The organism is Streptomyces sp. CT34, from assembly GCF_000805335.1.
Taxonomy (GTDB): Bacteria; Actinomycetota; Actinomycetes; order Streptomycetales; family Streptomycetaceae; genus Streptomyces.
On the sequence record NZ_KN708638.1, the window covers coordinates 5,418,997 to 5,444,708 of the forward strand.

General features: G+C 73.2%; 26 protein-coding genes. 13 read left to right on the top strand and 13 right to left on the bottom strand.

Annotated elements, in window-relative coordinates:
• The 3 genes from RZ84_RS41655 to RZ84_RS23740 form a co-directional block, all read left to right on the top strand.
• Nucleotides 1-1,050: S1C family serine protease (locus RZ84_RS41655; RefSeq protein ID WP_043270681.1), on the top strand; the 1,050-nt coding region annotated here is incomplete at its 5' end.
• Nucleotides 1,051-1,166: 116 nt separating this feature from the next.
• On the top strand, nt 1,167-1,670 hold the full coding sequence (locus RZ84_RS23735) for a sec-independent translocase (protein ID WP_043265979.1): 504 nt from the start codon (nt 1,167-1,169) through the stop codon (nt 1,668-1,670).
• 117 nt (nt 1,671-1,787) lie between these two features.
• Nucleotides 1,788-2,435 (top strand): hypothetical protein, encoded by a 648-nt coding sequence (locus RZ84_RS23740; protein ID WP_043265980.1) that lies wholly within the window; start codon nt 1,788-1,790, stop codon nt 2,433-2,435.
• Nucleotides 2,436-2,550: 115 nt separating this feature from the next.
• Here RZ84_RS23740 and RZ84_RS23745 read toward each other — a convergent pair whose 3' ends face one another.
• From RZ84_RS23745 to RZ84_RS23755, 3 genes are read right to left on the bottom strand one after another with little or no spacing between them, the layout of a single operon-like run.
• Entirely contained in the window at nt 2,551-3,714 is a 1,164-nt protein-coding gene (locus tag RZ84_RS23745; RefSeq protein ID WP_052230134.1) for an Mrp/NBP35 family ATP-binding protein, read from the bottom strand.
• 43 nt (nt 3,715-3,757) lie between these two features.
• Entirely contained in the window at nt 3,758-4,351 is a 594-nt protein-coding gene (locus tag RZ84_RS23750; protein ID WP_043265981.1) for a DUF1003 domain-containing protein, read from the bottom strand.
• Complete coding sequence (locus RZ84_RS23755) at nt 4,338-5,648, bottom strand: magnesium transporter MgtE N-terminal domain-containing protein (protein WP_043265982.1); 1,311 nt, start codon at nt 5,646-5,648, stop codon at nt 4,338-4,340. The genes RZ84_RS23750 and RZ84_RS23755 overlap by 14 nt, the downstream gene beginning before the upstream one ends.
• A gap of 259 nt (nt 5,649-5,907) precedes the next feature.
• Between RZ84_RS23755 and RZ84_RS23760 the strand changes: the two genes are divergently transcribed.
• Nucleotides 5,908-6,684: a hypothetical protein gene (locus tag RZ84_RS23760; protein ID WP_078894129.1), complete on the top strand. Its 777-nt coding sequence runs from the start codon at nt 5,908-5,910 to the stop codon at nt 6,682-6,684.
• A 19-nt stretch (nt 6,685-6,703) separates the two neighbouring features.
• Here the strand turns inward: RZ84_RS23760 and RZ84_RS23765 are convergent, their stop codons facing one another.
• Both RZ84_RS23765 and RZ84_RS23770 read right to left on the bottom strand, forming a co-directional pair.
• Complete coding sequence (locus tag RZ84_RS23765) at nt 6,704-7,243, bottom strand: hypothetical protein (protein ID WP_043265984.1); 540 nt, start codon at nt 7,241-7,243, stop codon at nt 6,704-6,706.
• A 175-nt stretch (nt 7,244-7,418) separates the two neighbouring features.
• Nucleotides 7,419-8,537: a magnesium and cobalt transport protein CorA gene (locus tag RZ84_RS23770; RefSeq protein WP_043265985.1), complete on the bottom strand. Its 1,119-nt coding sequence runs from the start codon at nt 8,535-8,537 to the stop codon at nt 7,419-7,421.
• Between the two features lie 509 nt (nt 8,538-9,046).
• Between RZ84_RS23770 and RZ84_RS23775 the strand changes: the two genes are divergently transcribed.
• The 4 genes from RZ84_RS23775 (at nt 9,047) to RZ84_RS23790 (ending at nt 12,470) form a co-directional block, all read left to right on the top strand.
• A complete protein-coding gene (locus RZ84_RS23775; RefSeq protein WP_043265986.1) occupies nt 9,047-9,685 on the top strand; it encodes a suppressor of fused domain protein in 639 nt (212 codons plus the stop codon).
• Between the two features lie 334 nt (nt 9,686-10,019).
• Entirely contained in the window at nt 10,020-10,658 is a 639-nt protein-coding gene (locus tag RZ84_RS23780; protein ID WP_043265987.1) for a DUF6758 family protein, read from the top strand.
• A gap of 171 nt (nt 10,659-10,829) precedes the next feature.
• Nucleotides 10,830-11,684 carry a PHP domain-containing protein gene (locus tag RZ84_RS23785; protein WP_043265988.1) on the top strand — a complete coding sequence of 285 codons (855 nt, stop codon included), beginning with the start codon at nt 10,830-10,832 and terminating at the stop codon, nt 11,682-11,684.
• A 180-nt stretch (nt 11,685-11,864) separates the two neighbouring features.
• A complete protein-coding gene (locus tag RZ84_RS23790; protein WP_043270685.1) occupies nt 11,865-12,470 on the top strand; it encodes a MarC family protein in 606 nt (201 codons plus the stop codon).
• 98 nt (nt 12,471-12,568) lie between these two features.
• On the opposite strand, the gene RZ84_RS39925 is transcribed toward RZ84_RS23790, so the two are convergent.
• Nucleotides 12,569-12,724 carry a hypothetical protein gene (locus RZ84_RS39925; protein ID WP_198540041.1) on the bottom strand — a complete coding sequence of 52 codons (156 nt, stop codon included), beginning with the start codon at nt 12,722-12,724 and terminating at the stop codon, nt 12,569-12,571.
• A 231-nt stretch (nt 12,725-12,955) separates the two neighbouring features.
• Here RZ84_RS39925 and RZ84_RS23795 point away from each other — a divergent pair, with 231 nt between their 5' ends.
• On the top strand, nt 12,956-13,891 hold the full coding sequence (locus tag RZ84_RS23795; protein WP_043265989.1) for an NYN domain-containing protein: 936 nt from the start codon (nt 12,956-12,958) through the stop codon (nt 13,889-13,891).
• Between the two features lie 42 nt (nt 13,892-13,933).
• Here RZ84_RS23795 and RZ84_RS23800 read toward each other — a convergent pair whose 3' ends face one another.
• The 3 genes from RZ84_RS23800 to RZ84_RS23810 all read right to left on the bottom strand — a co-directional run bounded on the left by RZ84_RS23800 (nt 13,934) and on the right by RZ84_RS23810 (nt 17,865).
• A complete protein-coding gene (locus tag RZ84_RS23800) occupies nt 13,934-14,386 on the bottom strand; it encodes an SRPBCC family protein (RefSeq protein ID WP_043265990.1) in 453 nt (150 codons plus the stop codon).
• 313 nt (nt 14,387-14,699) lie between these two features.
• Nucleotides 14,700-15,563, bottom strand: a complete 864-nt coding sequence (locus tag RZ84_RS23805; protein ID WP_043265991.1) for an alpha/beta fold hydrolase — start codon at nt 15,561-15,563, stop codon at nt 14,700-14,702.
• A 106-nt stretch (nt 15,564-15,669) separates the two neighbouring features.
• The gene (locus RZ84_RS23810; protein ID WP_107068166.1) at nt 15,670-17,865 is read right to left on the bottom strand and encodes a DEAD/DEAH box helicase; all 2,196 of its coding nucleotides are present in this window, start codon (nt 17,863-17,865) and stop codon (nt 15,670-15,672) included.
• A gap of 311 nt (nt 17,866-18,176) precedes the next feature.
• Between RZ84_RS23810 and RZ84_RS23815 the strand changes: the two genes are divergently transcribed.
• Entirely contained in the window at nt 18,177-18,914 is a 738-nt protein-coding gene (locus tag RZ84_RS23815; RefSeq protein ID WP_043270689.1) for a ferritin-like fold-containing protein, read from the top strand.
• A 59-nt stretch (nt 18,915-18,973) separates the two neighbouring features.
• Here RZ84_RS23815 and RZ84_RS23820 read toward each other — a convergent pair whose 3' ends face one another.
• From RZ84_RS23820 to RZ84_RS23835, 4 genes are all read right to left on the bottom strand, one after another.
• Nucleotides 18,974-19,264, bottom strand: a complete 291-nt coding sequence (locus RZ84_RS23820) for a hypothetical protein (protein ID WP_043265992.1) — start codon at nt 19,262-19,264, stop codon at nt 18,974-18,976.
• Between the two features lie 364 nt (nt 19,265-19,628).
• Nucleotides 19,629-19,856: a DUF3107 domain-containing protein gene (locus tag RZ84_RS23825; protein ID WP_043265993.1), complete on the bottom strand. Its 228-nt coding sequence runs from the start codon at nt 19,854-19,856 to the stop codon at nt 19,629-19,631.
• Nucleotides 19,857-19,973: 117 nt separating this feature from the next.
• Entirely contained in the window at nt 19,974-20,615 is a 642-nt protein-coding gene (locus RZ84_RS23830) for a TetR/AcrR family transcriptional regulator (RefSeq protein WP_043265994.1), read from the bottom strand.
• A gap of 148 nt (nt 20,616-20,763) precedes the next feature.
• A complete protein-coding gene (locus RZ84_RS23835) occupies nt 20,764-20,988 on the bottom strand; it encodes a hypothetical protein (RefSeq protein ID WP_043265995.1) in 225 nt (74 codons plus the stop codon).
• A 151-nt stretch (nt 20,989-21,139) separates the two neighbouring features.
• On the opposite strand from RZ84_RS23835, the gene RZ84_RS23840 reads away from it, so the two are divergent.
• The 3 genes from RZ84_RS23840 to RZ84_RS23850 all read left to right on the top strand — a co-directional run.
• Nucleotides 21,140-22,219, top strand: a complete 1,080-nt coding sequence (locus tag RZ84_RS23840) for an alpha/beta fold hydrolase (RefSeq protein WP_052230135.1) — start codon at nt 21,140-21,142, stop codon at nt 22,217-22,219.
• 77 nt (nt 22,220-22,296) lie between these two features.
• Nucleotides 22,297-23,667 (top strand): DUF3152 domain-containing protein, encoded by a 1,371-nt coding sequence (locus tag RZ84_RS23845; RefSeq protein ID WP_241777834.1) that lies wholly within the window; start codon nt 22,297-22,299, stop codon nt 23,665-23,667.
• Nucleotides 23,668-23,969: 302 nt separating this feature from the next.
• A partial coding sequence (locus RZ84_RS23850) for a DUF3492 domain-containing protein (RefSeq protein ID WP_063772772.1) occupies nt 23,970-25,712 on the top strand: 1,743 nt, incomplete at its 3' end.

Here is a 25,712-nt window from a genome sequence, read left to right on the forward strand (position 1 = left end):
GGGGTCGGCGCCTACATCGAGCGGAACGGCGCGATCGACGACATCAAGCTGCCGCAGGCGACGGGGGAGCAGGGAAGTCGCAGCCCGGAGAGCGTCGCCGGGATCGCGCGGGCGGCGCTGCCCGGCGTGGTGACACTGCATGTCCGCGGCAACGCCGAGCAGGGCACCGGCACCGGGTTCGTGCTCGACCGGCAGGGCCACATCCTGACCAACAACCACGTCGTCGCACCGGCCGGATCGCGTGGCGAGATATCGGTGACGTTCAGCGGCGGGCAGACCGCCAAGGCGCGGGTCATCGGAAAGGACGGCGGCTACGACCTCGCCGTCGTGCAGGTGGACGGCGTCACCGGGCTGCATCCGCTGACGCTGGGCGACTCCGACGCGGCCCAGGTCGGCGATCCGGTGGTGGCGATCGGGGCGCCCTACGACCTCGCCAACACCGTCACGTCCGGGATCATCAGCGCCAAGCAGCGGCCGATCACCGCCGGCGGGCAGAAGGGCGACGGGAGCGATGTCTCGTACGTCGACGCGTTGCAGACCGACGCCCCCATCAATCCAGGCAATTCGGGCGGCCCGCTGGTCGACGGCAAGGCCCGGGTGATCGGCATCAACAGCGCGATCCGGGCCGCGGACAGCGGCACCGGCGGGCTGGACGGCGACGGTGGCCAGGGCGGCAGCATCGGCCTGGGCTTCGCCATACCCATCAATCAGGGCAAGCGGGTGGCCGAGGAGCTGATCAACACCGGCCGGGCCACCCACCCGGTGATCGGGGTCACGCTGGAGATGGAGTACGCGGGCGACGGCGCCCGGGTCAGCGACCGCACCAAGGACGGCAAGCCGCCGGTCGTCCCCGGCGGGCCGGGCGCGAAGGCCGGCATCAAGGTGGGGGATGTGATCACGCAGGTGGACGGTGTGCCGATACACAGCGGCCAGGAGCTGATCGTCAAGATCCGCAGCCACCGGCCCGGTGACATGCTCACTCTGACGCTTCAACGGGACGGCGGGGAGCGGTCCGTTCGGCTCACACTGGGTTCCTCGAGCCAGGGCTGATCGTTTGTACGGTGTTGGTGCGGGCGACTCCCGCCCGACGTATCGGGCCAGGTACCGTGAGAGGCGGCCTGGCCCATAGGCCCCCGAAGGCCGCGGATTACCCAAGGAGTCGCAAGGTGTTCTTCGACATAGGACCCCTGGAGCTGATTGCGATCGTGGTCCTCGCGGTGCTCATCTTCGGGCCGGACAAGCTGCCCAAGGTCATCCAGGACGTGACCGGGTTCATCCGCAAGGTCCGGGCGTTCTCCGACAGCGCCAAGGAAGACATCCGCAGCGAGCTGGGCCCGGAGTTCAAGGACTTCGAGTTCGAGGACCTCAAGCCGAGGAACTTCGTGCGCAAGCACGTCCTGGAGAAGGACGAGTACGGCCTCAAGGAGCTCCAGGAGCTGCGCAACGGCCTCGACCTGAAGAAGGAGATGGCCGAGGTCACCGACGCCGTCCGGGAGTCCACGACGGTCTCCGCGGCGGCCTCGACGGCGTCGGCCGCTCCCTCCAACGGCTCCCGCCCGAACCTCTCCAAGGAGTCCCCGGCCGGTTCCGCCGGCCGCCCCGACCTGCTCAAGAAGGGCGCGGACCCGGCCCACCGCGAGTCTCCGCCGTTCGACGCCGACGCCACCTGATACTTCTGTATGCCCGGCTGTGTTGACCGCACTGGCTATGCTCCCGGAGTCCGGGGTGAGGTCGCCTGAGGGGGGCGGGCCGCCCACGACGAAGGGCAACAAGGAGGCTCCGCGCAGATGGAGACGACGAGTCGGACAGTCACCCAAGAGGTGTCCGCCGATGCCGGCCGGAAGGCCGACGGCTATCTGCTGGCCGCATTCCCGTGGTACGGCCTCGACGAGGCGTTCACCGGACCACGGTGGCTGATGCAGGTCGGCTCGGCCGCGGACGGCACCGTGGAGCACGGCGCGACGGGGCACGGCGCGGAGCCGACCATCAAGGTGGAGACCCAGGAGTCCGAGCGGTTCGCGGTGGTGGTGACGGTCGCCAGCCGGCCGGTACGGCGCAGCGCCGACGGCACCGGCGTCCTGGAGGCCACCTCCGTCTCCACCGCCGCCTGGCTCGCCGGATCCGGGCTGCTCGCGCACACCTGGCCGACCCAGATGGACCGGTCGCTGCGCCAGGACTGGCTGGACCAGCAGACGATGATCGCCTGGGAGCTGGCCGACGACCTCGAGGGCGAGAGCTGGAGCGAGCTGATGCTCCCGGTGGACGGGGAGCCGACGCCGTTCAGCTACCGGGAGTCCGAGTACGGCTGGGTGCTGGCCGGCACGTCCGGTGGGGACGGAGCGCAGGGCGTGCACCTCGGCGCGTACGGGCGGGGGATGAGCGCGTACGGCCTCGGCTTCTCGGTGATCAGGGACCTGAGCACGTACGAGGGCTGAGCACGGCGCAAGGAAAAGGGCGGACCCGCCGGCGGGTCCGCCCTTGTGACGTCGTACGGGGTCGTAGACGTCGTACAGGGTCGTACGGGAGGGAGCCGGCAGTCGGCTCCCGCCGTCAGAACTTGTTGCGCGGGGTGATCCCCAGCGACATGCCGGCCAGGCCGCGCTGCCGGCCGCCCAGCTTGCCGGCGATGGCGCGGATCGCGGAGCCGGCGGGGGAGTCGGGGTCGGTGAGCACCACCGGCTTGCCCTCGTCGCCGCCCTCGCGCAGCCGGACGTCGATCGGGATGGCGCCGAGCACCGGCACCTGGGCGCCGGTCGTCTTCGTCAGACCCTCGGCCACCCGCTCGCCGCCGCCGGTGCCGAAGACGTCGACCATCTCGTCGCAGTGCGGGCAGGGCAGCCCGGACATGTTCTCCACCACGCCGACGATCTTCTGGTGGGTCTGCACCGCGATCGCACCGGCCCGCTCGGCGACCTCGGCGGCGGCCTGCTGCGGGGTGGTCACCACCAGGATCTCGGCGTTCGGCACCAGCTGGGCCACCGAGATGGCGATGTCGCCGGTGCCCGGGGGCAGGTCCAGCAGGAGGACGTCCAGGTCGCCCCAGTACACGTCGGCGAGGAACTGCTGGAGGGCGCGGTGCAGCATCGGGCCGCGCCAGACGACGGGGGCGTTGCCGGGGGTGAACATGCCGATCGAGATGACCTTCACGCCGTTCGCCGACGGCGGCATGATCATGTTCTCGACCTGGGTGGGCCGCCCGTCGGCGCCCAACATCCGGGGGACGGAGTGGCCGTAGATGTCGGCGTCCACGACACCGACCTTGAGCCCGTCGGCGGCCATCGCCGCGGCGAGGTTGACGGTCACCGAGGACTTGCCGACGCCGCCCTTGCCGGAGGCCACGGCGTAGACCCGGGTGAGCGAGCCGGGCTGGGCGAAGGGCACCTCGCGCTCGGCGGTGCCGCCGCGCAGCGAGGCCGCCAGCTCGCGCCGCTGCTCGTCGCTCATCACCTCCAGCTCGACGCCCGCGCTCGTGACACCGGGCACCCGCTCGACGGCGTCGCGCACGCTGCTGATGATCGTCTCGCGCATCGGGCAGCCGGAGACTGTGAGGTAGACCACCACCGCCACCGAGCCGTCCGCCGCGATGTCCACCGATTTGACCATCCCCAGCTCGGTGATGGGGCGGTGGATCTCGGGGTCGTTCACCGTCGCGAGCGCATCGCGGATCGCGTCCTCGCTCGGTGCGCCGGCGGCGGGGGCATTGTCGTTGGCCATGCCCCGATGGTACGGCGCCCGAGGGGGCCTCCGGAAAGCCCGGTCAGCGGTCGCGTTCGTCACTCTCCGCGTCGACCATCTGCCGCAGTTCCAGCTCCCGCAGCAGGTCCTCCAATTCGGAGCGGATCCAGTCGCGGGTGGCGACCTCGCCCAGGCCCAGGCGGAGCGCCGCGATCTCCCGGGTCAGGTACTCGGTGTCGGCGATGGAGCGCTCGTTCTGCTTGCGGTCCTGCTCGTGGGTGACCCGGTCGCGGTTGTCCTGCCGGTTCTGCGCCAGCAGGATCAGCGGCGCCGCGTACGACGCCTGGAGGGACAGCGCCAGGGTGAGGAAGATGAACGGGTAGTTGTCGAACCGCAGTTGGCCCGGCACGGTCACGTTCCAGCCGATCCACAGCACGATGGTGACCGTCATCCAGACGATGAACCGGCCGGTCCCCAGGAAGCGGGCGATCTTCTCGGACATCCGCCCGAACGCCTCCGGGTCGTACTCCGGGAAGAACGTGCGGCGCGGCACCCGGGGCTGGTCCAGCCGCGCCCGGCGGCGCTCCGGAAGCCGCTCGCCGGCGCCGCCCCGGCGCAGCGCCGAGGCGCCGTTCGCCCGCCGCTCCCGGGCGCCCTCCCGCTCATCGGCGCCCATCGCCGGCCTCCCCGTGCGCCCGTGCGCCGGTCAGCCCGGCCGGCGGGGCGCGGTGCAGCTCGGCCTCCCGCCAGTCCTCCGGCAGCAGATGGTCCAGGACGTCGTCGACGGTGACCGCGCCCAGCAGCGCCCCGCTCTCGTCCACCACCGGCGCCGCGACCATGTTGTACGCGGCCAGGTAGCTGGTCACCTCGGGCAGCGGGGTGTCCGGCGGCAGGGCCGGCAGATCGGTGTCCGCGATGGAGCTGACGAGGGTGAACGGCGGGTCGCGCAGCAGCCGTTGGAAGTGCACCAGGCCCAGGTACTTGCCGGTGGGCGTCTCGTCCGGCGGCCGGCAGACGTACACCTGGGCGGCGAGCGCCGGGGAGAGGTCCGGGTCGCGCACCCGGGCCAGCGCGTCCGCGACGGTCGCGTCCGGCCGCAGCACGATCGGCTCGGTGGTCATCAGACCGCCGGCGGTGCGCTCCTCGTAGGCCATCAGCCGCCGGACGTCCGCCGCCTCCTCCGGGCGCATCAGGGTCAGCAGCCGCTCCTTCTCCTCCTCGGGCAGCTCGGAGAGCAGGTCGGCGGCGTCGTCCGGGTCCATCGCCTCCAGGACGTCGGCGGCCCGCTCGTCCTTCAGCTTGCCGATGATCTCGACCTGGTCGTCATCCGGCAGCTCCTCCAGGACGTCGGCCAACCGGTCGTCGTCGAGCGCGGCGGCGACCTCGGCACGCCGCTTGGGGGAGAGGTGGTGCAGCACGCCGGCCAGGTCGGCGGGGCGCAGCTGCTCGAAGGTGGCCAGCAGGTTCTCCGCGCCCTGCCCGTGCTCCTCCCGCGAGAACCCGGTCACCGCCGACCACTCGACGGTCACGGTCTCTCCCTTGCGGCGCAGCGGCCCGCCCTTCCCGCGCCGTACGAAGACCTTGTCGATCTCCCAGTCGCGGCGGGCCGGCAGCTGGGTGATGCCGATGTCGAGGACGGTGACCTCCTCGCCGGTCTCGACCAGCCGCACCCGCCGGTCCAGCAGCTCGCCGAACACCAGCGTCTCGGACGCCCGCTGCTCGAAGCGCCGCATGTTGACGACGCCGGTGGTGATGACCTGGCCGGACTCGACGCCGGTCACCCGGGTCATCGGCAGGAAGATCCGGCGCCGGCTGATCACCTCGACGACGAGCCCGAGCAGCCGCGGCGGCCGGGCGCCGACCCGGAGCAGCGCGACCAGGTCCCGCAGCCGGCCGACCTGGTCGCCGTGCGGGTCGAACACGGCGATGCCGGAGAGATGGGAGACGAAGACCCGGGGGGTGACCACCGCCATGCAGAGCGCCGCCCTTCTCCCTTTCGTTCAGTCCGTGCAGTCCATGGACATCGTGCGGTCCCTGCAAATCGTTCGGAACAGGCCGCTGTTGACCCGTAATGCCGCATTGGTTCGGGTTCAGGCTAACGCGCACCGGTTGCGCCCGGCCCGGCGGGAACGGCCGTATGGTGGCCGCCACGCATCCGACAGAAACGCGTGTACGGCCCAGGTACGCTGCGGTCTGCTGTCTAGGTCACCCGCATCAGGAGGCAGAGCCGACGTGACTGCAATCCCCCCGGCCACCCGCCCCCGGCCGCCGGCCGCACCCGCTCGTACGGGGCGGGCGGGGCGGGGGGCGGCGGTGTGCGCGGCAGTGACCGTGGTGCTGGCGGGCTGCGGTGCGGGAGACCCGGACGAGGGCACCAACGGGGTGGGCAAGCTGCCGGCCGCGACCATCGCGTCCAAGGCGCAGGCCGCGGCCAGGGGCGCCGACTCGGTCCACCTCTCCGGGAACGTCGTCAGCCAGGGCGGCACCTACAAGCTGGACATGCGCCTCGCGAAGAACGGCGCGCGCGGCGAGCTGTCCACCAAGGCCGCCGGGTTCCAGCTGCTGCGGGTCGGCGACGCGCTCTACCTGAAGGCGGACGCGGCGTTCTGGGCCGGCGAGGAGGGCGGTTCGGGGCCCGCGTCGGCGACCGCCGCCAAGCTCGGCGGCAAGTACGTCAAGGTGCCCGCCGCCGACCCCGTCTACCAGCGCTTCAGCGGATTCACCGACAAGGACACACTGCTCGCCGGCCTCCTCGGACTGCACGGCGAACTCGCCGTCGGCGAACACGGCAGCGTCGGCGGCGTCAGCACCGTACGGGTCACCGCCGGCGCCGGCTCCGGCGGCAACCTGGACGTCTCCCTGGAAGGCACCCCGTACCCGATGCGGCTCCAGCGCGCGGGTGGCGCCGGTGAGGTCCGGCTCGACGACTGGGGCAAGAGCGTGGACCTGAAGACCCCCGACGCCGGCCAGACCGTCGACCTGGGCAAGCAGATCTCCGGGACCGGCTGACGGCGGCGGTCCGCCGGGGTCAGCCCCTGCGGCCCCGGCGCAGCAGCTTCGGCAGCGCGGCGGGAGCCGGCCGCCGGGTGATCGCGGGCGACGCCAGCGGCGGCGCGGCCTGCGCGTCGTCGGGCATCAGCCCGGGGCGCTGCACCGCCCCGCCGGTCGGCTCCAGCCGCAGCACCCGGCACTCGCGCGCCCAGCGCTCCGTGAGGGTGCCCGCGTCCGGCGCGTTCAGCCGCTTGCCCTTCAGCTCCTCGACGGTGGCCTGCCACGCCTCGCTGTGCGCCGCCGGCTCGTGGACCCGGGCCTGCCAGGCGACCAGCCGGCCGCCCTTGTCCTTGCTGCGTACGGTGACCGTCGCCGGTCCGCCGTCGGTGAGGCCCAGATCGTCCAGCGGCTGCTCGCCGGAGCCGCCGCCGACGAGGCAGGCGGCCCCGTCGTGCCACACATGCCACAGCGCCCGCGCCGGCCCGGCCGTCCCGCGCACCCAGATGAGGCCGGACTTCCTCGTGGCCTCTTCGATGAGCGCCCGATCCTGCAGGGCCTGCGACACGGTCTCCGTCATACGGCTCAGCCTAATCCGTTGCCGGGGACGGCCTGCCGGGCGGCCCGCCGCCCCCTGGCACCCAACGGGTGGGCCACCGCCTCACAGCCACCGTTCCTCTTGCGGTGTCCCCCGGGGGCAACCCCCGGACCCCCGGCCCCCGAACTCCCGGCCCCCGGTGCGACCGCCCGCCGCCTCACAACCACCCGTTCCTCTTGAACCCGCGGTGGATTCCGGTGCAGATGGCGACCGTGACCAGCATCATCGCCGGGTACCCGTACTTCCAGTGCAGCTCCGGCATGTACTGGAAGTTCATGCCGTAGATACCGGCGATCATCGTCGGTACGGCGAAGATCGCGGCCCAGGCGGTGATCTTGCGCATGTCCTCGTTCTGCGCGACCGCGGCCTGCGCCAGGTTGGCCTGGAGGATGGAGTTGAGCAGGTCGTCGAAGGACAGCACCTGCTCGTTGACCCGCGCCAGGTGGTCGGCGACGTCCCGGAAGTACTTCTGGATGTCGGCGTCGACCAGCCGCATCGGGCGCTCGCTCAGCAGCTGCATCGGCCGCAGCAACGGCGACACCGCGCGCTTGAACTCCAGGACCTCGCGCTTGAGTTGGTAGATCCGCCCGGCGTCGCCGCCCCGGGTGCCGGAGCCCTTGCCGCCCGCGCCCTTGCCGGTGGTGCCCGAGCTGAAGACGTCGATCTCCACCTCGTCGATGTCGTCCTGCACCGCGCCGGCCACCGCGATGTAGCCGTCCACGACCTGGTCGGCGATGGCGTGCAGCACGGCGGACGGGCCCTTGGCGAGGAGTTCGGGGTCGTCCTGGAGCCGGTGCCGCAGCGCCCGCAGCGAGCCCTGGCCGCCGTGCCGCACGGTGACGATGAAGTCCCGCCCGATGAAGCACATCACCTCGCCGGTCTCCACGACCTCGCTGGTCGCGGTCAGCTCGGCGTGCTCGAGGTAGTGGACCGTCTTGAAGACCGTGAACAGGGTGTCGTCGTAGCGCTCCAGCTTGGGCCGCTGGTGGGCGTGGACCGCGTCCTCGACGGCGAGCGGATGCAGCCCGAACTCCTGGGCGATACCGGCGAATTCGGCCTCGGTCGGCTCGTGCAGCCCGATCCACGCGAAGCCCCCGTCGGCCTGCACGCTGGCCATCGCCTCGGCCGGGGAGAGGTGCTGGTCCACCCGCTGCCCCTCGCGGTAGACGCCGCAGTCCACGATCGCGCTGTTGGCGCACGCCGGGGCGGCGGACTCGGAGTCCTCGCGGCGCCGAGACGGGCGGACGGCGGCGCGCAGGTCGCGGATCATCGACAAGGCAGGCTCCTTCGGGCCGGCCGTCAGCGGCGGGCGCGGGGCGCAACGCTGCCCGGAACGTGGACGTACGAGGCGGCATCGGCCGTACGTCCGCAAAGCGGGCGGCGCTCCGTGCGGGGACTACTGACGGCAGTTCGCGGACATCACGGAAGTAAGAGTCGAAGGCGCTCTTCCGTCATCTGCATCCGGCGCGAAGGCACTTCACCGTTTCCCCGTGGATCGGCGGGGCGCGGAAGCTCTCGGATTCAGGAGATGCGCCGCGCGGGCGGGATGACAGGAGAACTATCGGTACTGCACGGTCGACTCGGATCCACCGCAGCCCCACCTCCTCCGGCCGGTCCCCGTTGGGGGACGACGTCATTCCCTGACCAGGCGGCAAGGCTATCAGTCGCCCGCCGCGCCCCTGCTCGCCTTTGCTCGTTCCATACGATCGCCGCAGACTCCCCACACCCGTCCGTACCCGTGACGCCGCCGAAGCCGGCGCGTGGGGGCGTGCCTATGCTCGCGGTATGTCTGACGTTCTTGAGCTGGTCGAGGCCCGGCTGCGTACCGCCCTGGGCGAACCGGACGCCCGCGCCGCCATCACCTTCCTCGGCACCGACCGCATCGAGGTGCTCCGCTTCGTGGACGGCGAGGTGGTCCGCTACGCGACGCTCGGAATGTCGGCCCGGCCGATGACCGATCCGGCCGGCCCCTCGCCCGACCACCACCCCTCGGCGAGCCCCTTCGCGGCGCCCCCGTCAGTCGTCGTCGCCGACCCGCTGCGCGGCCCGCGCGCGGAACTCGTGCTGTCCGTCCGGGCCGGCCGCGCCGACACCGACAAGGTCCTCCGCCCGCTGGCCGTGCTCGCCGCGTCCCCGCAGGTCGAGGGCGTGATCGTGGCGCCGGGTGCCTCGCTGGACGTGGGTGATCCGCTGTGGCCGGGGGCGCCGTTCACCTCCGTGCTGGTGAGCGCGCCCGGCGGGCTGGTCGCGGATCTGGAGCTGGACGAGCCGATGGAGCCGGTGCGGTTCCTGCCGCTGCTGCCGATGACGCCGAACGAGGCCGCCTGGAAGCGGGTGCACGGCGCCGAGGCGCTGGAGGCGCGCTGGCTCCAGCAGGGGACGGATCTGCGGGACCCGCTGCGCCGGAGCGTACCGCTGGACTGACCCGGCGGCGGTGCGTGGCCCCGCTCGTGCCACACGCCGCGGACGGGGCGTCAGATCGCCTATGAGGAACGGGAGTTGACGAATGCCGTGACGCCGTCCTCGGTGCGCGCCGGAGTGCTCCTTCCGGTGATCGTCGACGTGCGCGTGCGTCCATATGCGCCATCAAGTTAGGCGACCTAAAGAATGTAAGTGCAGCTAATTCCGGGGTGGCCGGGGGTGACTGGGAGCGGGGTCGGCAATCCGGCCAAGTGTGCGGCCGGGTACGTGATTCGGGGCACACCGGTCGAGTGATCGTCCTTGACGGGACGGCGGCCCTGGAGGACCGTTGGTCCTTATGAGGGGCGAACCCAGTTGCCCGAAGTGCGGAGGCCGGGTGCGGGCGCCCGGTCTCTTTTCCGATACCTGGCAGTGTGCCGCACACGGCACCGTGCACCCGCTCCAGCCGGTCGTCCCGCCGAGCGTCGAGGCGCTCGGCGTTGTCGTGCACCGTGCGCAGGTACCCGTGTGGATGCCCTGGCCGCTGCCCGTCGGCTGGCTGTTCACGGGCGTGGCCTGCGCCGGTGACGACCGCAGCGGCGGCCGGGCCACCGCCGTGGCCTGCTCGGGGCCCGGCCCGCTCGGCGGCCCCGGCGAACTCCTGCTGATCGCCGAGGAACTGGGCGTCGGCCTCGGCGCCCGCTACGCCGGTATCGACGGCCCGGACCCCGGCCCCCACCTGTGCATGGCGAAGTCGCCGCACGCCAAGGTGCTGGCCGCCGGCCGGCCCACCCCGATGTGGCATGTCGACGGCGCCCCCACGGACCGCGCGGTCTTCGCCGGTGAGGCGCGCGGGCTGTGGCTGTGGGCGATCGCCTGGCCCGAGCAGTCGGGGCTGCTGATGTACGACGAGCTGGTGCTGACCGATCTGCGCGAGGCGGGCGCCGAAGTGGATCTGCTGCCGTGCGGGGCGCTGTCGCCGCGCATCCTGAGCTGAGCGCCGGTCCAGGGGTGCCGGATGATCGGCTGACGCGGGCATGTCCGGCCGCCCGGTATCCTTCTGTAGTCCCCGGTGTTCATGAGTAGTCCTTACGGCGTCCGCCGGCCCGGTGCCCGTCCGCCGGCCCCCGCCGCCGTAACCGTCCCGCAGCAGTCTGGAGTCCGTGCCGTGCGTATCGACCTGCACACCCACTCCACGGCTTCCGACGGTACGGACACCCCCGCCGAGCTGGTGCGCAATGCCGCACGCGCCGGTCTGGACGTCGTCGCGCTGACCGATCACGACACCGTCGGCGGCCACGCCGAGGCGCGGGCCGCGCTGCCCGAGGGGCTGACGCTGGTCACCGGCGCCGAGCTCTCCTGCCGGCTCGACGGGGTCAGCCTGCACATGCTCGCCTACCTCTTCGACCCCCAGGAGCCGGAGCTCGCCCGCGAGCGGGAGCTCGTCCGGGACGACCGGGTGCCGCGCGCCCGGGCCATGGTCGGCAAGCTGCGCGACCTCGGGGTGCCGGTCACCTGGGAGCACGTGGCGCGGATCGCCGGCGACGGCGCCGTGGGGCGCCCGCACATCGCCACCGCCCTCGTCGAGCTGGGCGTGGTCGGCTCGGTGTCCGACGCCTTCACCGCACAGTGGCTGGCCAACGACGGCCGGGCGTACGTGGAGAAGCACGAACTGGACCCGTTCGACGCGATCCGGCTGGTCAAGGCCGCGGGCGGAGTCGCCGTCTTCGCCCACCCGCTGGCCGTCAAGCGCGGCAGCTGCGTACCGGAGAGCGCGATCGCCGAGCTGGCCGCGGCCGGCCTGGACGGTATCGAGGTCGACCACATGGACCATGACGCGGCGACCCGCGCCCGGCTGCGCGGCCTGGCCGCCGAACTCGGGCTGCTGACCACCGGCTCCAGCGACTACCACGGCAGCCGCAAGACCTGTCGCCTCGGCGACTGCACCACCGACCCCGAGATCTACGGCGAGATCGTGCGCCGGGCCACCGGCGCCTTCCCCGTTCCCGGCGCGGGCGGCTGAGTCCGCGTTCGCCGGCCGGACCGGCCGGCCGCCCCCCGGCCCCCCGTGCCTCCCGGTCGGGCGCCGCTGCCGAGTCTCCCCAACTCAACGCGGATGGCGGGCCGTTGCCGTCCGCCGCGCCGTCTCCCGACCGTCCCGTTCATCCCGTACGTCCCGTACCACTCCCGCAAGGCCAGCACCGTGTTCGACGTCGCCGTCTTCAGTACCCTCTTTGTCACGCTATTTGTGATCATGGACCCGCCGGGGATCACCCCGATCTTCCTCGCCCTGACCTCCGGCCGCCCGGCCAAGGTGCAGCGTCGGATGGCCTGGCAGGCCGCCGCCGTCGCCTTCGGCGTCATCGCCGTCTTCGGCCTCTTCGGCCGGCAGATCCTCGGACGGCTGCACATCTCCACGCCCGCGCTGATGATCGCCGGCGGGCTGCTGCTCCTGCTGGTGGCGCTCGACCTGCTGACCGGCAAGTCGGAGGAGCCGACCCAGACCAAGGACGTCAACGTGGCGCTGGTGCCGCTCGGCATGCCGCTGCTGGCCGGGCCGGGCGCCATCGTGTCGGTGATCCTCGCGGTGCAGCACGCGCACGGCGTCGGCGCGCAGATCTCGGTCTGGGCGGCGATCGTGGCGATCCACGTGGTGCTGTACCTGGTGATGCGGTTCTCGCTGGTGATCATCCGCGTGATCAAGGACGGCGGGGTGGTGCTGGTGACGCGGCTCGCCGGCATGATGCTCTCCGCGCTCGCGGTGCAGCAGATCATCAACGGCATCACCGAGGTGATCCAGAGCACCTGAGGACCGGGCAGCTGAGGGCCCCGGACACGGCGGCGCCCCCGTACGGCCGGTGCGTACGGGGGCGCTCGTGCGTCGTCGGCGGGGTGCGCCGGCCCGGGTCAGCGGGCGGCGGCGGCGTCGGCCGGGCGGATGTAGATGCGCTGGCCTATGGCGGCGGCCTGCCGCACGATCTGGTTGACGGAGGCGGCGTCCACGACGGTGCTGTCCACGGCGGTGCCGTCCGCATCGTCCAGGCGCATGATCTCGAAGCGCATACGGCTTCTCCCTTCGTCTGATCCTCCTGCGGAGAACTGATTGACAGGACTTGCCCGCCTTCGTTGCCGGGCGTTCCGTATGGGTACAACGAGCCTACAGCTGAAATGATTCCCTACGCTAAGGAAATTTTTTCGTCGTCTAAGGATTGCCGTCCGGGGATCGCCGCTGCGGACCGCGTCGGGCAGCGCGCTTGTGCCCGCCGAGCGCACGCCAGGACAATGGGTCCCGGTATGAACGACGTCCCGCCCACGGGCAGCACCGACCGCTCCGCACTCGACGCCCTCGCCGCCGGAGTCGAGCGCACCAACGAGCTGCTCACCCGGGTCCTCGCCGAGGTCGCCACCACCCCGTCGACCCATGCCGTCTTCGTCGACGCGGGCTATGTCTACGCCGCGACCGGGCGGCTGGTCGCCGGCACGGAGGACCGCAAGGCGTTCGAGCTGGACGCGGAGGGGCTGATCGAGGCGTTCATCGACAAGGCACGGACGATCTTCCCGGACAGCCGGCTGCTGCGCGTGTACTGGTACGACGGCGCCCGCCGCCGGATCCACACCCAGGAGCAGCAGCGGATCGCCGAGCTGCCCGACGTCAAGGTCCGGCTCGGCAACCTCAACGCCAACAACCAGCAGAAGGGCGTCGATTCGCTGATCCGCACGGACCTGGAGTCACTGGCCCGGCACCGCGCGATCAGCGACGCGGTGCTCATCGGGGGCGACGAGGACCTGGTCTCCGCGGTGGAGGCGGCGCAGGGCTACGGCGCGCGGGTGCACCTGTGGGGCATCGAGGCCCCCGGCGGGCGGAACCAGGCCGAGCCGCTGATGTGGGAGGTCGACAGCGCGCGCACCTTCGACCTGGACTTCTGCAAGCCGTACGCCTCCCGGCGGGCGGCCGGCGAATGCCCGGAGGCGGGGGCGGGCGAGGGGCCGGTGCCGTCCCGCGAGGAGGTCCGGTTCGTGGGGGCGCGGGTCGGCGCCCAGTGGCTGTCCGAACGCGGCCGGGTGTGGGTCGCCGAACTGCTGCCCGGCCACCCGTATCTGCCCGGCACCGTCGACCAGGAGCTGCTCACCGCCGCCGAGGCGCTGCTCCGGCACTCGCTGCGCAGCCACGCCGACCTGCGACGGGCGCTGCGCGACGGGTTCTGGGAGCACGTGCAGGGGCAGTTCTAGGGCCGGTCCGGTGGTGGGTCAGGGCCGGGGCGGCGTCCGGCGTCAGGCCCTGGCGAGGAGTTCGGCGAGCCGGTCGAAGAAGCCCGACCAGCCCGCCTCGGCCTGCCGGTACTGCTCGGCGGTGAGGTTGCCGCCGTCCTGGCGGAACGCCATCTCCGTACGGTCCCCGCGGGCGGTGAGGGCGACCCGTACGGTCTCGCCCGCGGCGTCCTCGGGTGCGAAGGCGTCCCTGAGGGTGAACACCAGCCGCTCCGGGGCGGCGACCTCCTGGTAGACACCCGAGAACGGCAGCTCACCGCCGTCCGGTGTGTGCATCACCAGACTCCACACACCGCCCGGCCGGACATCCATCGTCATCCGCTCGACCGGCACCGCCAGCTCCCCGCCGAACCAGTACGCGAAGTGCTCCGGCGTCGTCCAGGCCGCGAACACCCGCTCCGGGCGCGCCTCGAAGGTGCGGCTGAGGGCGAAGCCCTGGGATGGCTGCTGGGTCATGCGGTGTCCTGCCCTTCGTGCGAAGCGGGGGCCGGCGGCCGGCAGCGGGACTCCGGGAGCCGGTGGTGCCCGGGATTCCCGGTGTGCCGGGTGGCGTGGGTGGCGCGGGCGGCGCCCCTTCCGATGCTGGCCGAGCCGCTCGGTGCTGTCCTGCCGGGCACCGGCCGGGCGGCGGTACGCCGGCCCCGCTCGGCCCGGCCAGGTCCTGTCGTCACCCTCCCGTCGTCCGCCCGAAGGGCGGGCCGGGCGGCGTCCGGTGCGGCGAGAGTACGCGCAGGCGTCGGCAGGCAGGCGGGAGTTCGACGACGGGGCCTTAGCCCACTTCGCTCCAGAAGCCGGCCAGCGCCTCGGCGGTCTTCGCGGGGCGTTCGGCGTTGGGGGAGTGCTCGGCGCCCCCGATGACCGTGCGCCGGGCGGACAGCCGCCGGGCCATCTCGTCCATCAGCGGTACCGGCCAGGCGTAGTCCACGGCCCCGGACACGACATGGGTGGCCAGGCCGGTGCGGGCCAGCTCGGCGACCCGGTCGGGCTCCGCCAGCATCTGCCGGCCGGTCGCGATCAGTTGCTCGGGGACGGTGTTCAGCCAGCGCTGCCGCAGGAACGCGCCGATCTCCGGCGGTGTCGCCTCGTCCGCCGCCTCCGGAGGGTCCAGGGTGCGCATCGCCTCCCAGACCCGCTCCATGTCCATCGTGCCGAGCGCCTCGATCAGCATCCGTACCCGGGTCTGCTGGGACGCGTCGATGGCGGCGGGCCCGGAGCTGAGCACGGTCAGCGAACGGAACGGCGCCGGGTCGCGCAGCACCGCGGCCCGGGTGATCAGCCCGCCGAGCGAGTGCCCCAGCAGATGCAGCGGACCGCCGCCGTCCCGTACGGCATCCGCCTGCGCGAGGACGTCGAGGGCCAACTCCTCCTGTGCGTACGCCAGTTCGTCGCGCGGGCCGGGGGATTCGTGCTGCCCCCGGCCGTCCACCGCGACCGCCCGGAAACCGGATGCGGCGAGCGGGGCCAGCAGGGCGATGAAGTCCTCCTTGCTGCCGGTGAATCCGGGCACCAGGAGGACGGTGCCGATCGGCGCGCCATCGGGGCGGGCGTCGTGCACGGCGAACGCACCGCGCCCGGTGCCGAGCCGGTACGCGCGGGCGCATGCGGGGAGGGTGAGGGTGGGCGGCCTGCTCATGAGGTCGAGGCTATCGGGGCGGGCGGGCACATCCCGACCGGGATGCCGACGACCCGGCGCCCGCGGGTGTGCGGGGCCGGGTCGTGCGTCGTGGAACCGTGCCGGGTCAGCTCGCGGAAGTGGCCTCGGCGGTCTCGGCGGGCTTGGCCGCGGCGCGCTTCCGGGTGCGCTTCGGCTTGGCCTCGGCGGCTTCCGGGGCGTCGGTCGCCGGGGCGGCCTCGGCCTTCGCGGCGGCGGTCTTCCGGGTGCGGGTCCGCTTGGGCTTCGCCGGGGCCTCCTCGGCGGCGCCGGCCTCGGCGGCCTTGGCGGCGGCGGTCTTCCGCGTCCGCTTCGGCTTGGCCGGGGCCTCCTCCTCGGCGGCGGTGCCCTCCGCGGTGTCCACGGCGGCTTCCGCCTTCACGGCGGCCGTCTTGCGGGTGCGGGTGCGCTTCGGCCTGTCCTCAGCGGCGGTGTCCGCAGCCGGTTCCCGGACCGTCTCCACCGCCGCGGTCGCCGCCTCGCTCACCGTGTCCACGGCGGCCTTGGCGGCGCTGCGGGTACGACGCCGGCGCGGGGCTGCGGCCGGGGCCTCCTCGGCGGCGGGTGCGGCGGTCTCCACGGCAGCCGTGACCGCGGGGGCCTCGGCGACCGCGGCGGCGGCCGTCTCGCGGGCCTCGGCGGCGGCGGGGGCGGCCACCGCACCGCGGGGACGGCGCCGGCGCCGGGGCGTCCGCGGCCCGGCGGCAGCGGCCTCGGTGCCCTCGGCCGCATCGGCCGCCTCGCCGGCCTGCGCCTCCGGGGCGGCGGTGCCGTCCACCGGGGCGCCGCCCCGGGTGCGGCGCCGCTGCCGCGGCGTACGCGTCCGGCGGGGACGCTCCTCCTCGGCGGCCGGCGACCCGCCGCGGCGGCCCCGTCCGCGGCCACCGGTCTCGCCGAGGTCCTCGACCTCTTCGGCGGCCAGCCCGGCGCGGGTGCGCTCGGCGCGCGGCAGGATGCCCTTGGTGCCCTCGGGGATGTCGAGCTGCTCGTAGAGGTGCGGCGAGGTGGAGTAGGTCTCCTCCGGCTCGTCGAAGGGCAGCTCCAGCGCCTTGTTGATCAGCTTCCAGCGCGGGATGTCGTCCCAGTCGACGAGGGTGACCGCGGTGCCCTTGGCACCCGCGCGGCCGGTCCGGCCGATGCGGTGCAGATAGGTCTTCTCGTCCTCGGGGGACTGGTAGTTGATGACGTGCGTCACGCCCTCCACGTCGATACCGCGGGCCGCGACGTCGGTGCAGACCAGGACGTCGACCTTGCCGTTGCGGAAGGCGCGCAGCGCCTGCTCGCGGGCGCCCTGGCCGAGGTCGCCGTGCACCGCGCCGGACGCGAAGCCGCGCCGGGCGAGCTGGTCGGCGATGTCGGCGGCGGTCCGCTTCGTACGACAGAACAGCATCGCCAGACCGCGGCCCTGTGCCTGGAGGATGCGCGCGACCATCTCCGGCTTGTCCATGGAGTGCGCGCGGAAGACGTGCTGGGTGATGTTGGCGACCGTCGCGCCCTCGTCGTCCGGGGCGGTGGCGCGGATGTGCGTGGGCTGCGACATGTAGCGGCGGGCCAGGGAGATGACCTGGCCGGGCATGGTCGCCGAGAACAGCATCGTCTGGCGCTTGGCCGGCAGCAGCTGGATGATCTTCTCGACGTCGGGCAGGAAGCCCAGGTCGAGCATCTCGTCGGCCTCGTCCAGGACGAGGGTGCGCACCTGCGACAGGCTGAGCTTCTTCTGGCCCGCCAGGTCGAGCAGCCGGCCGGGCGTGCCGACGACCACGTCGACGCCCTTCTTCAGCGCCTCGACCTGCGGTTCGTACGCCCGGCCGCCGTAGATCGCGAGCACCCGGACGTTGCGCACCTTGCCGGCGGTCAGCAGGTCGTTGGTGACCTGCTGGCACAGCTCACGGGTCGGTACGACCACGAGGGCCTGCGGCGCGTCGGTCAGCTGCTCGGGCGTCGCACGCCCGGCCTCGACGTCCGCGGGGACGGTGACCCGCTCCAGCAGCGGCAGGCCGAAACCGAGCGTCTTGCCGGTGCCGGTCTTGGCCTGGCCGATGACGTCGTTGCCGGAGAGGGCGACGGGGAGCGTCAGCTCCTGGATGGGAAAGGGGGAGATGATGCCGACGGCTTCCAGGGCCTCGGCGGTCTCGGGGAAAATCCCGAGTTCTCGGAACGTAGACAGAATCTTGCCTCTTCTGTGAGACGCGGTGGGAGGCGGTGAAGGGGGTCGTACCGCGCCTTCGTACGGGTTCGTACGGTGCCGGCCTGACGGGCCGGACGGGCGCGGGACCACTGCCATCGCTCAGGCACTCCCGCCGCGAGCGGTGTCCCTCCTGCTGTGCGTATGTCTCGTACGCGCCGCGGGGGAGGGCGGTCGGTTGGAGCCGATCGGGCCACCGACCGGGCATCCGCTTTCGTGGAACGACCCACCGATACTCGGCGGGTCCTTTAGCACTGTACCCCGGATATCGCGCGTGAATCCGAAGGCTTGTATGAGTGAGGAATTCATCACGGCGCGCCGCACCGGTCCGGACTCCCGCTCGTACGGGTGATCGGGACGTGGCTGACCAGGGCCTTCCCCGGGGCGCCGAGCGGGCTATTGTGCCGGTCATGGAGACGCCTGACAACGCCGCTGCCGACGCGCAGGAACACACCGGGATCGCCGCTCAGGACTGGGAGCAGGCATCCGCCGACCCGCAGTACCGGGCCGCCGTGATCGATCTGCTGGGCGCGCTCGCGTACGGCGAGCTGTCCGCCTTCGAGCGCCTGGCCGAGGACGCGAAGCTCGCGCCGACCATGGACGACAAGGCCGAACTGGCCAAAATGGCCTCGGCCGAATTCCATCACTTCGAGCGGTTGCGGGACCGGCTCGCGGAGATCCAGGCGGAGCCGAACGAGGCGATGGAGCCGTTCGCCGCCGCGCTGGACGAGTTCCACCGCCAGACGGCGCCCTCGGACTGGCTGGAGGGCCTGGTCAAGGCGTACGTCGGCGACTCGATCGCCAGCGACTTCTACCGCGAGGTCGCGGTCCGGCTGGACTCCGACACCCGCGACCTGGTCCTGGCGGTGCTGGACGACACCGGGCACGCGACCTTCGCCGTGGAGAAGGTCCGGGCGGCCATCGAGGCCGAGCCGCGGGTCGGCGGCCGGCTGGCGCTGTGGGCGCGGCGCCTGATGGGCGAGGCGCTCTCGCAGGCCCAGCGGGTGGTCGCGGACCGCGACGCGCTCTCGACGATGCTGGTCGGCGGGGTCGCCGACGGCTTCGACCTGGCCGAGGTCGGCCGGATGTTCTCGCGGATCACCGAGGCGCACACCAAGCGGATGGCGGCGCTGGGCCTGGCGGCCTGACCTCCGCCCCGACGCGGATCACGGGGGCACCGGGCGGCTCTACGGGCCGTCCGGTGGCCTCAGGCCGTCCGGTGGCCCTTCAGCGCGGGCGCCGGTCGGCGGACCCGGCGGCGCGGCGGGCGCGCCAGCACCGACAGCAGCGCGGCGCCCACGGCGACCGCCGCCAGCATCGCCTGAACGGGGTGGCCGGGCCCCAGGATCGAGTGGCTCAGCAGCGCCCCGAGGAGTGCGGCGACCGGCCCGGTGGCCAGGGTGAGGGCGTGCGCGGGGAACCGTTCGGGCAGCCAGCGCCGGGCGGACAGGGCGATGGCGAATCCGACGATCACGGCGCCGAGCGCTTCCCAGATCATGCTGTTCCCTCCCGCGTGACAAGGCCGATCGGACGAACAAATCGGTCGTAGGCGGTCGTACCCAAGGGGCACCGGCAGCAACCCTCCGGGGCGGGGGCCGCTGGTCCGCTCAGCGTGCGCCCTCGTCCGGTCGGCGGGCAAGGGATTTCCGCCGGAAAGACGGAGAAGGACGAGAAAAGAGAGAAGAAGAGCGAAAAGGGCGGACCGGGGAGACCAGCCCGAAATGGCGTGCGGGGCCCGGAAGATGGCGACCGGTGCGCCATGGAAGCCGGTGCGCCACGGACGCGGGCGGCGGCCCGGAGACCAGGTCTCCGGGGCCGCCGCCCGCTCGTCCGCTATCGGCCCGCTATGGCGCCTCTGCTGCTCAGGGAGCGCCGAACCCGACCTTGCGGGCGGTCGGCTCGCCGATCTCGACGTAGGCCAGCCGGCCCGACGCGACCAGGACCTTGCGACCGTGGTCGTCCACCAGGCTCAGCAGCTCCGACTTGCCGCTCAGCGCGTCGCTCACCGCGCGCTCGACCTCTTCGGCAGACTGCCCGCAATCCAGAACGATCTCGCGGGGCGCGTGCTGCACGCCGATCTTGACCTCCACGGCTTATGTCCCTCCGACGGTCAGTGGGGTGCGCGGCCATCCGCGCTGTACGCAGCACACATTAGCCCGGTACGGGGACGGACAGGGCGTCACCGAGCACGCCGGCAGCGAACACGGTCAGTGTGTGTCGCTGCCGTGCAGGGGGAATCCGGCGATGCCCTTCCAGGCGAGCGAGGTCAGCAGCTGCACCGCGGTCTCGCGCGGCACCTGGCTCTCCGAAGACAGCCAGTAGCGGGCCACCACCTGGGAGACCCCGCCCAACCCCACGGCCAGCAGCATCGACTCGTCCTGCGACAGCCCGGTGTCCTCCGCGATCACCGCGCTGATCGCCTCGGCGCACTCCAGGGACACCTTGTCCACCCGCTCGCGGACGGCCGGCTCGTTCGTCAGGTCCGACTCGAAGACCAGCCGGAAGGCGCCGCCCGGGTCCTCCACGTAGGCGAAGTAGGCGTCCATCGTGGCCGCCACCCGCTGCTTGTTGTCGGTCGTCGACTCCAGGGCCTTGCGCACCGAGTGCAGCAGCGCCTCGCAGTGCTGGTCCAGCAGCGCCAGGTAGAGCTCCAGCTTGCCGGGGAAGTGCTGGTAGAGCACCGGCTTGCTGACCCCGGCCCGCTCGGCGATGTCGTCCATCGCGGCGGCGTGGTAGCCCTGCGCGACGAAGACCTCCTGGGCCGCGCCCAGAAGCTGGTTGCGCCGTGCACGGCGTGGCAGGCGTGTGCCCCGCGGGCGTGCCGCCTCGGTCTGCTCGATGGCGCTCACGCTGCCTCCCAGGAGTCGTTCCGTTCGCGGCCCGTACGAGATGGTGTGCCGCGCCCGTCATCGTACTTTTGGGTAACGGGGCTGTGTGCGGTCCGCGACGAGAAATTCTCTCCGGCACCGCTCCCCGAAGCCGACATAACGTCCCAGGTCATCGGTATTCGTCTTCGTTGAGCTCGACGACCCGGGCCTGTTCGGCGCGGTCCGCCTCGTTGGCGGAGAAGTCCTGGCCACTCACCGTCTCGTCGCGCTGCGGCGCGAGATCGGTGTGCTGCTCGGCGGCGTCGGCCTCCGGCGCCTCCACGTCGAATGCCGCCGAGGGTGCGGTGCTGGACTCGTCCTCGAAGGTGTCGGGGTCTGTCGGGTCGACGCGCATGGTGGCTCCCTTTCCGATGCTTGCCGGGGCCGTGGCCCGCCGTGGGCGGTCGCCCTAGCTACGAGCCTAGGAGAGCGGTCGCGGCAGCGCGATGCGGTGTGTGACCGCGGACACACAATCGGGGGCGTGATCGTCTCGTAACATCGACAACATGTCTTCGACCGAGTCACCGGACACCGCGACAGCAGCCGCCCTCCCGGTGCCGCCGGCCGGACCCGGCGCCCGCGGTGCCACGGGCGAGACGGTGCGGTGGGTGACGCTGCCGGGCCTGACGCTGAACGTACGGACCCCGGCCGGGTCGCCGGAGGAGGACGCCGCCGACCGGGCGAGCGCCGCCGCCCGGGAGCGCGAGCCCGCGCTCTTCGTCCACGGCCTGGGTGGCTCCTCGCGGAACTGGTCCGCCCTGATGCCGCTGCTCGCCGACCGGGTGGCCGGCGAGGCGGTCGATCTTCCCGGCTTCGGCGAGTCGCCGCCGCCGGACGACGGCAACTACTCGGTCGCCGCCCAGGCCCGTACGGTCATCCGCTACCTGGACGCGGCCGGCCGCGGCCCCGTGCACCTCATCGGCAACTCCCTGGGCGGCGCGGCCATCACCCGGGTCGCGGCGGCGCGCCCCGACCTGGTCCGCAGCCTGACCCTGATCTCGCCCGCGCTGCCGGAGATCCCGCCGCAGCTGACCGCGCTGCCGACCGTGCTGCTCGCGGTCCCCGTCATGGCCCGGCTGTTCCGCCGGCTCACCCGCGAGTGGACGCCCGAGCAGCGCACCCGCGACGTCCTGACGCTCTGCTACGGCGATCCCGCCCGGATCACCCCCGAGGGGTTCGACGCCGCGGTCGAAGAGTACGTACGCCGGCTCGAACTCCCGTATTTCTGGGAGGCGATGGAGCGCACCGCCCGCGGTGTGGTGAACGCCTACACGCTCGGCGGGCAGCACGGACTGTGGCGTCAGGCCGAACGGGTCCTGGCACCCACCCTTCTCGTCTACGGTGGACGCGACCGCCTCGTCTCCTACCGGATGGCGCGGCGGGCAGCCGCGGCGTTCCGCGGTTCGCGACTGGTGACGCTGCCGGAGGCGGGACACGTGGCGATGATGGAGTATCCGGAGGCGGTGGCGCGGGCCTTCCGCGAACTGCTCGACTCCGATACGACGGTGACCGATGCGACCTCCGGTGCGGGCACCGGCTCCGCCGGAGCGCCCCCCGCCGCGCCGCCCGTCGCGGACAGGAGCTGACAGGGCCAGTGGGACGCCATAGCCGCCGGGACCGGCAGGACAGCGCAGTCGACAGATCCGAGGTGCCGCCGGGAGCGGTGGGTCCGCTCCCGGCTCCGGGGCCGGGACGGCGTCGGCCGGCCGCGGCCGGACCGCCGGCCGGCGGCGACGCGGTCCGCGGCGGGCATCCCGAGCAGCGTGAACCGGGCGGCGGCTGGGGCGCGTTCCCCGGCTCGGCCGGGCCGGGCACCCGCACCGCGGGGGCACCCAGGATTCCCGGACCGCGCGCAGCCGAGCCGGAGACGTCGGTGTTCGGTACGCCGCTCGCGGCGCCCGGCAGCGGGCCGGGTCCGCGGCCCGAGTATCTGGCCGCGTTCGGCGGGGGCGATGCCGGGGGATTTCCGGACGGTGCGGACGGCATGGACGAGGCCGCCGACGACGTGTTCCGGGCCGGGGCGCCCGGGACGCGGCCGTACGGCCCGGACGGTGGCGCGGCCGGTGGCCTGCCGCCCGGCGGGCGCTTCACCGGGCGGTCGGTGGTCTTCGACCGGGAGCGGATCGCGGAGCTGGACCGGCAGGAGGAACTCGCCGCGGAGAGCGCCGGGCCCGACGGTCCGGATGGTCCGGACGGGCACGCCGCCGGGAACCGCTCCGGCGGCGCCGGGAAGGGCGCCAAGGGGCGGACGTTCACCGGCGCGGCAGCCGCGGCGGTGACCACCGTGCTCGCCGTGGTCGTCGCCGGCCAGGTCGCCGACCAGCACCGGCCCGGCGACGACGGGCGGTCCCACAGCGGGGACGACCGCGCCGACGGCGGCAGCGAGGCGTCCCGGTCGCAGCCCCGGACCGGCCAGGACGCCAAACCCGCCGGTTACGCCGCCCGGATGGCCCAGGTCTTCCCGCTGGACCCGCAGTTGACCGCCAGCGGCCACTTCACACCGGTCGGCGGGGACGCCGGGGCGCCCGGCCGCGGCAAGGTGCTGCGCTACCGCGTGGACATCGAGGACGGACTCCCGCTGGACGGCGCGCTGTTCGCCGAAGCGGTGCACAAGACGCTGAACGACGACCGGAGTTGGGCGCACGGCGGGCAGCGGACCTTCCAGCGGGTGGCGTCCGGCGACGCGGACTTCGTGATCTCGCTGGCGAGCCCGGGGACCACCGCGAAGTGGTGTGCCAAGTCCGGTCTGGACACCACCGAGGACAACGTCTCCTGCGACTCGGCGGCCACCGACCGGGTCGTGATCAACGCCTACCGCTGGGCGCAGGGCGCCAAGACCTACGGGCCCGACAAGATGCTGGCGTACCGTCAGATGCTGATCAACCACGAGGTCGGGCACCGACTCGGGCACAATCACGAGGTCTGCCCCCGGCAGGGCGCGCCGGCGCCGGTGATGATGCAGCAGACCAAGTTCCTGACGACGGACGGGGTGACCTGCCGGCCCAACTCCTGGCCGTATCCGACCGGTCGGTGAGCCGGCGGGCGGTGGGGCGGCTCGACTACGGGATGCGGCGGCGCGCTCCGCTCGCGAGGGCGCTGGGGGCGCCCGCCCGAAAGGCCGCGGCCCGATCCCGGACCCGTCCGCGCAATGGCCCCGCAACGGCCCCATAGGGCACGGAAACGTCCTGAGGGGTGGAAAGTCACGTCTGTTCACCCCTTCCGGTGGTGCGATGGACAACCGTCCGCCGCACCACCGGCCCCTTTGCGTAGCTTCTTCCTGCGGTGGCGGGGAGACCGTCGCGCAGGACGCCGATATGGGAGGACGGGGGTGCAGTCGTGCGCATTGGACTGCTCACCGAGGGTGGCTATCCGTATGCGTCAGGTGAGTCGTACGAGTGGTGCGACCGGCTCGTGCGCGGGCTCACCGGCCATGACTTCGAGATCTACGCGCTGACCGCCGACCCTCGCCAGGAGACCGGGGGCCGTCACGGGCACCGCGAACTGCCGGACCACGTACGGCTGGTGGGGCAGGCGCCGCTGTCGGGTGACTTCCCGGCGGAGTGCCGGCGCCCCACCGAGGACCGCCGGGGGCGCGCCGCCGGCCGCCGCGCCGGACGCCGCTTCGCCGGGCACTTCGGCGACCTGGTGGCGGCCTTCGCCACCCCGCCGGCGGCGGAGCACACCGCCGTGGGTGGTGAGGCGGACCGTTTCGCCAGCGGCCTCTACGGGCTCGCCGAACTGGCCCGGGCCGGCGCCGCGCTGCCCGCGCTGCTCCGCTCCGAGGACGCCGTCCGCATCCTGGAAGGCATCTGCCGCGGCCCCGGCGCGCTGCCCGCCGCGCGGGGCGGGCAGCTCACCGACCTGCTCGCGGTCGCCGACGCGCTGGAATCGGCGCTCCGCCCGCTGTCCCTGGACTGGTACGGCGAGACCGGGCTGGCCCGGGTGGATCTGTGCCACGCCACCTCGGGCGGCACCGCCGCCCTCCCGGGACTGCTGGCCAAACGCTTCTTCGGCACCCCGCTCCTGGTCACCGAGTACGGCGTACGGCTGCGCGAGCACTATCTCGCGCCCGCCGCGGAGCCGCTGAGCGCACCGGTGCGCGCGCTGCTCGCCGCCTTCCGGCGCGCGCTGGCCGCCGAGACCTATGCGCAGGCCGCGCTGATCACCCCCGGCAACACCCACGCCCGCCGCTGGCAGGAGCACTGCGGCGCGGACCCGGCCCGGCTGCGGACGGTCTACCCGGGGATGGACGCGGGCCGGTTCGCCGAGGTCGTGGAGGCCGCGGCGGACGACTCCCGGACCCTGGTGTGGGTCGGCGAGATCGAGCCCGCCAAGGACCTCGTCGGGCTGCTGCACGCCTTCGCGGAGGTCCGCAGGGCCGAACCGGCCGCCACCTTGCGGATCATCGGCGGCCTCGGCGGCGACCCGGACGCGGCCGGATACCGCGCCCAGTGCCAGGCGCTGGCCGCCCAGCTCTTCCCCGACGAGGCGGCCGACGCCCGTACGGCCGGCGAGAGCCCGGTCAGCTTCGAGGAGATCGGCAGCCCCGACGCCCCCACCCTGGAGGCCGCCTACGCCTCCGGGGCGGTGCTGGTGCTCTCCAGCGTCGTCGAGGGCTTTCCGCGTTCCCTGGTGGAGGGGATGTTCTGCGGCCGGGCCACGGTCTCCACCGACACCGGCGCGGTCTGCGAGGTCATCGGCGGCACCGGTCTGGTGGTTCCGCCGCGCAATCCGCGTGCGCTGGCCGACGCCTGCCGGGCGCTGCTCGCCGACCCGGACCGGCGGGGCCCCCCCGGCGCCGCGGCCCGCGCGAGGGCCCTCGAACTCTTCACCGTCGAGCAGAACATCGCGGCGTTCCGCGGTATCTACCTCGACCTGATCTCGCACACCCCGGCCGGCCCGGCGGCGTACCGGGCGGCGGCCCGGGACGGCGTACCGCGGCCCTTCGAGCGCCCCGCCGAGTCCCACGTGCCCGGCCGCTGGGCCGCCGGCCCGGCCCCCCGCAGGCCCAGCTGGGCGCTGGCGGACGGGGAGTGCCGGCGGGCCCGGCGCAAGCGGTACGGCGCGGCCGGCGAGCCG

Excerpts from the sequence above, each read along its gene's own strand:
- RZ84_RS23745 (WP_052230134.1), bottom strand. The coding sequence starts at position 3,714 with ATGGCCAACGACAATGCCCCCGCCGCCGGCGCACCGAGCGAGGACGCG.
- RZ84_RS23835 (WP_043265995.1), bottom strand. The coding sequence starts at position 20,988 with ATGCGCGTCGACCCGACAGACCCCGACACCTTCGAGGACGAGTCCAGC.
- RZ84_RS23815 (WP_043270689.1), top strand. The coding sequence starts at position 18,177 with ATGGAGACGCCTGACAACGCCGCTGCCGACGCGCAGGAACACACCGGG.
- RZ84_RS23820 (WP_043265992.1), bottom strand. The coding sequence starts at position 19,264 with ATGATCTGGGAAGCGCTCGGCGCCGTGATCGTCGGATTCGCCATCGCC.
- RZ84_RS23780 (WP_043265987.1), top strand. The coding sequence starts at position 10,020 with ATGAGGGGCGAACCCAGTTGCCCGAAGTGCGGAGGCCGGGTGCGGGCG.
- RZ84_RS39925 (WP_198540041.1), bottom strand. The coding sequence starts at position 12,724 with ATGCGCTTCGAGATCATGCGCCTGGACGATGCGGACGGCACCGCCGTG.
- RZ84_RS23810 (WP_107068166.1), bottom strand. The coding sequence starts at position 17,865 with ATGGCAGTGGTCCCGCGCCCGTCCGGCCCGTCAGGCCGGCACCGTACG.
- RZ84_RS23765 (WP_043265984.1), bottom strand. The coding sequence starts at position 7,243 with ATGACGGAGACCGTGTCGCAGGCCCTGCAGGATCGGGCGCTCATCGAA.
- RZ84_RS23840 (WP_052230135.1), top strand. The coding sequence starts at position 21,140 with ATGTCTTCGACCGAGTCACCGGACACCGCGACAGCAGCCGCCCTCCCG.
- RZ84_RS23750 (WP_043265981.1), bottom strand. The coding sequence starts at position 4,351 with ATGGGCGCCGATGAGCGGGAGGGCGCCCGGGAGCGGCGGGCGAACGGC.
- RZ84_RS23795 (WP_043265989.1), top strand. The coding sequence starts at position 12,956 with ATGAACGACGTCCCGCCCACGGGCAGCACCGACCGCTCCGCACTCGAC.
- RZ84_RS23740 (WP_043265980.1), top strand. The coding sequence starts at position 1,788 with ATGGAGACGACGAGTCGGACAGTCACCCAAGAGGTGTCCGCCGATGCC.
- RZ84_RS23800 (WP_043265990.1), bottom strand. The coding sequence starts at position 14,386 with ATGACCCAGCAGCCATCCCAGGGCTTCGCCCTCAGCCGCACCTTCGAG.
- RZ84_RS23775 (WP_043265986.1), top strand. The coding sequence starts at position 9,047 with ATGTCTGACGTTCTTGAGCTGGTCGAGGCCCGGCTGCGTACCGCCCTG.
- RZ84_RS23755 (WP_043265982.1), bottom strand. The coding sequence starts at position 5,648 with ATGGCGGTGGTCACCCCCCGGGTCTTCGTCTCCCATCTCTCCGGCATC.
- RZ84_RS23805 (WP_043265991.1), bottom strand. The coding sequence starts at position 15,563 with ATGAGCAGGCCGCCCACCCTCACCCTCCCCGCATGCGCCCGCGCGTAC.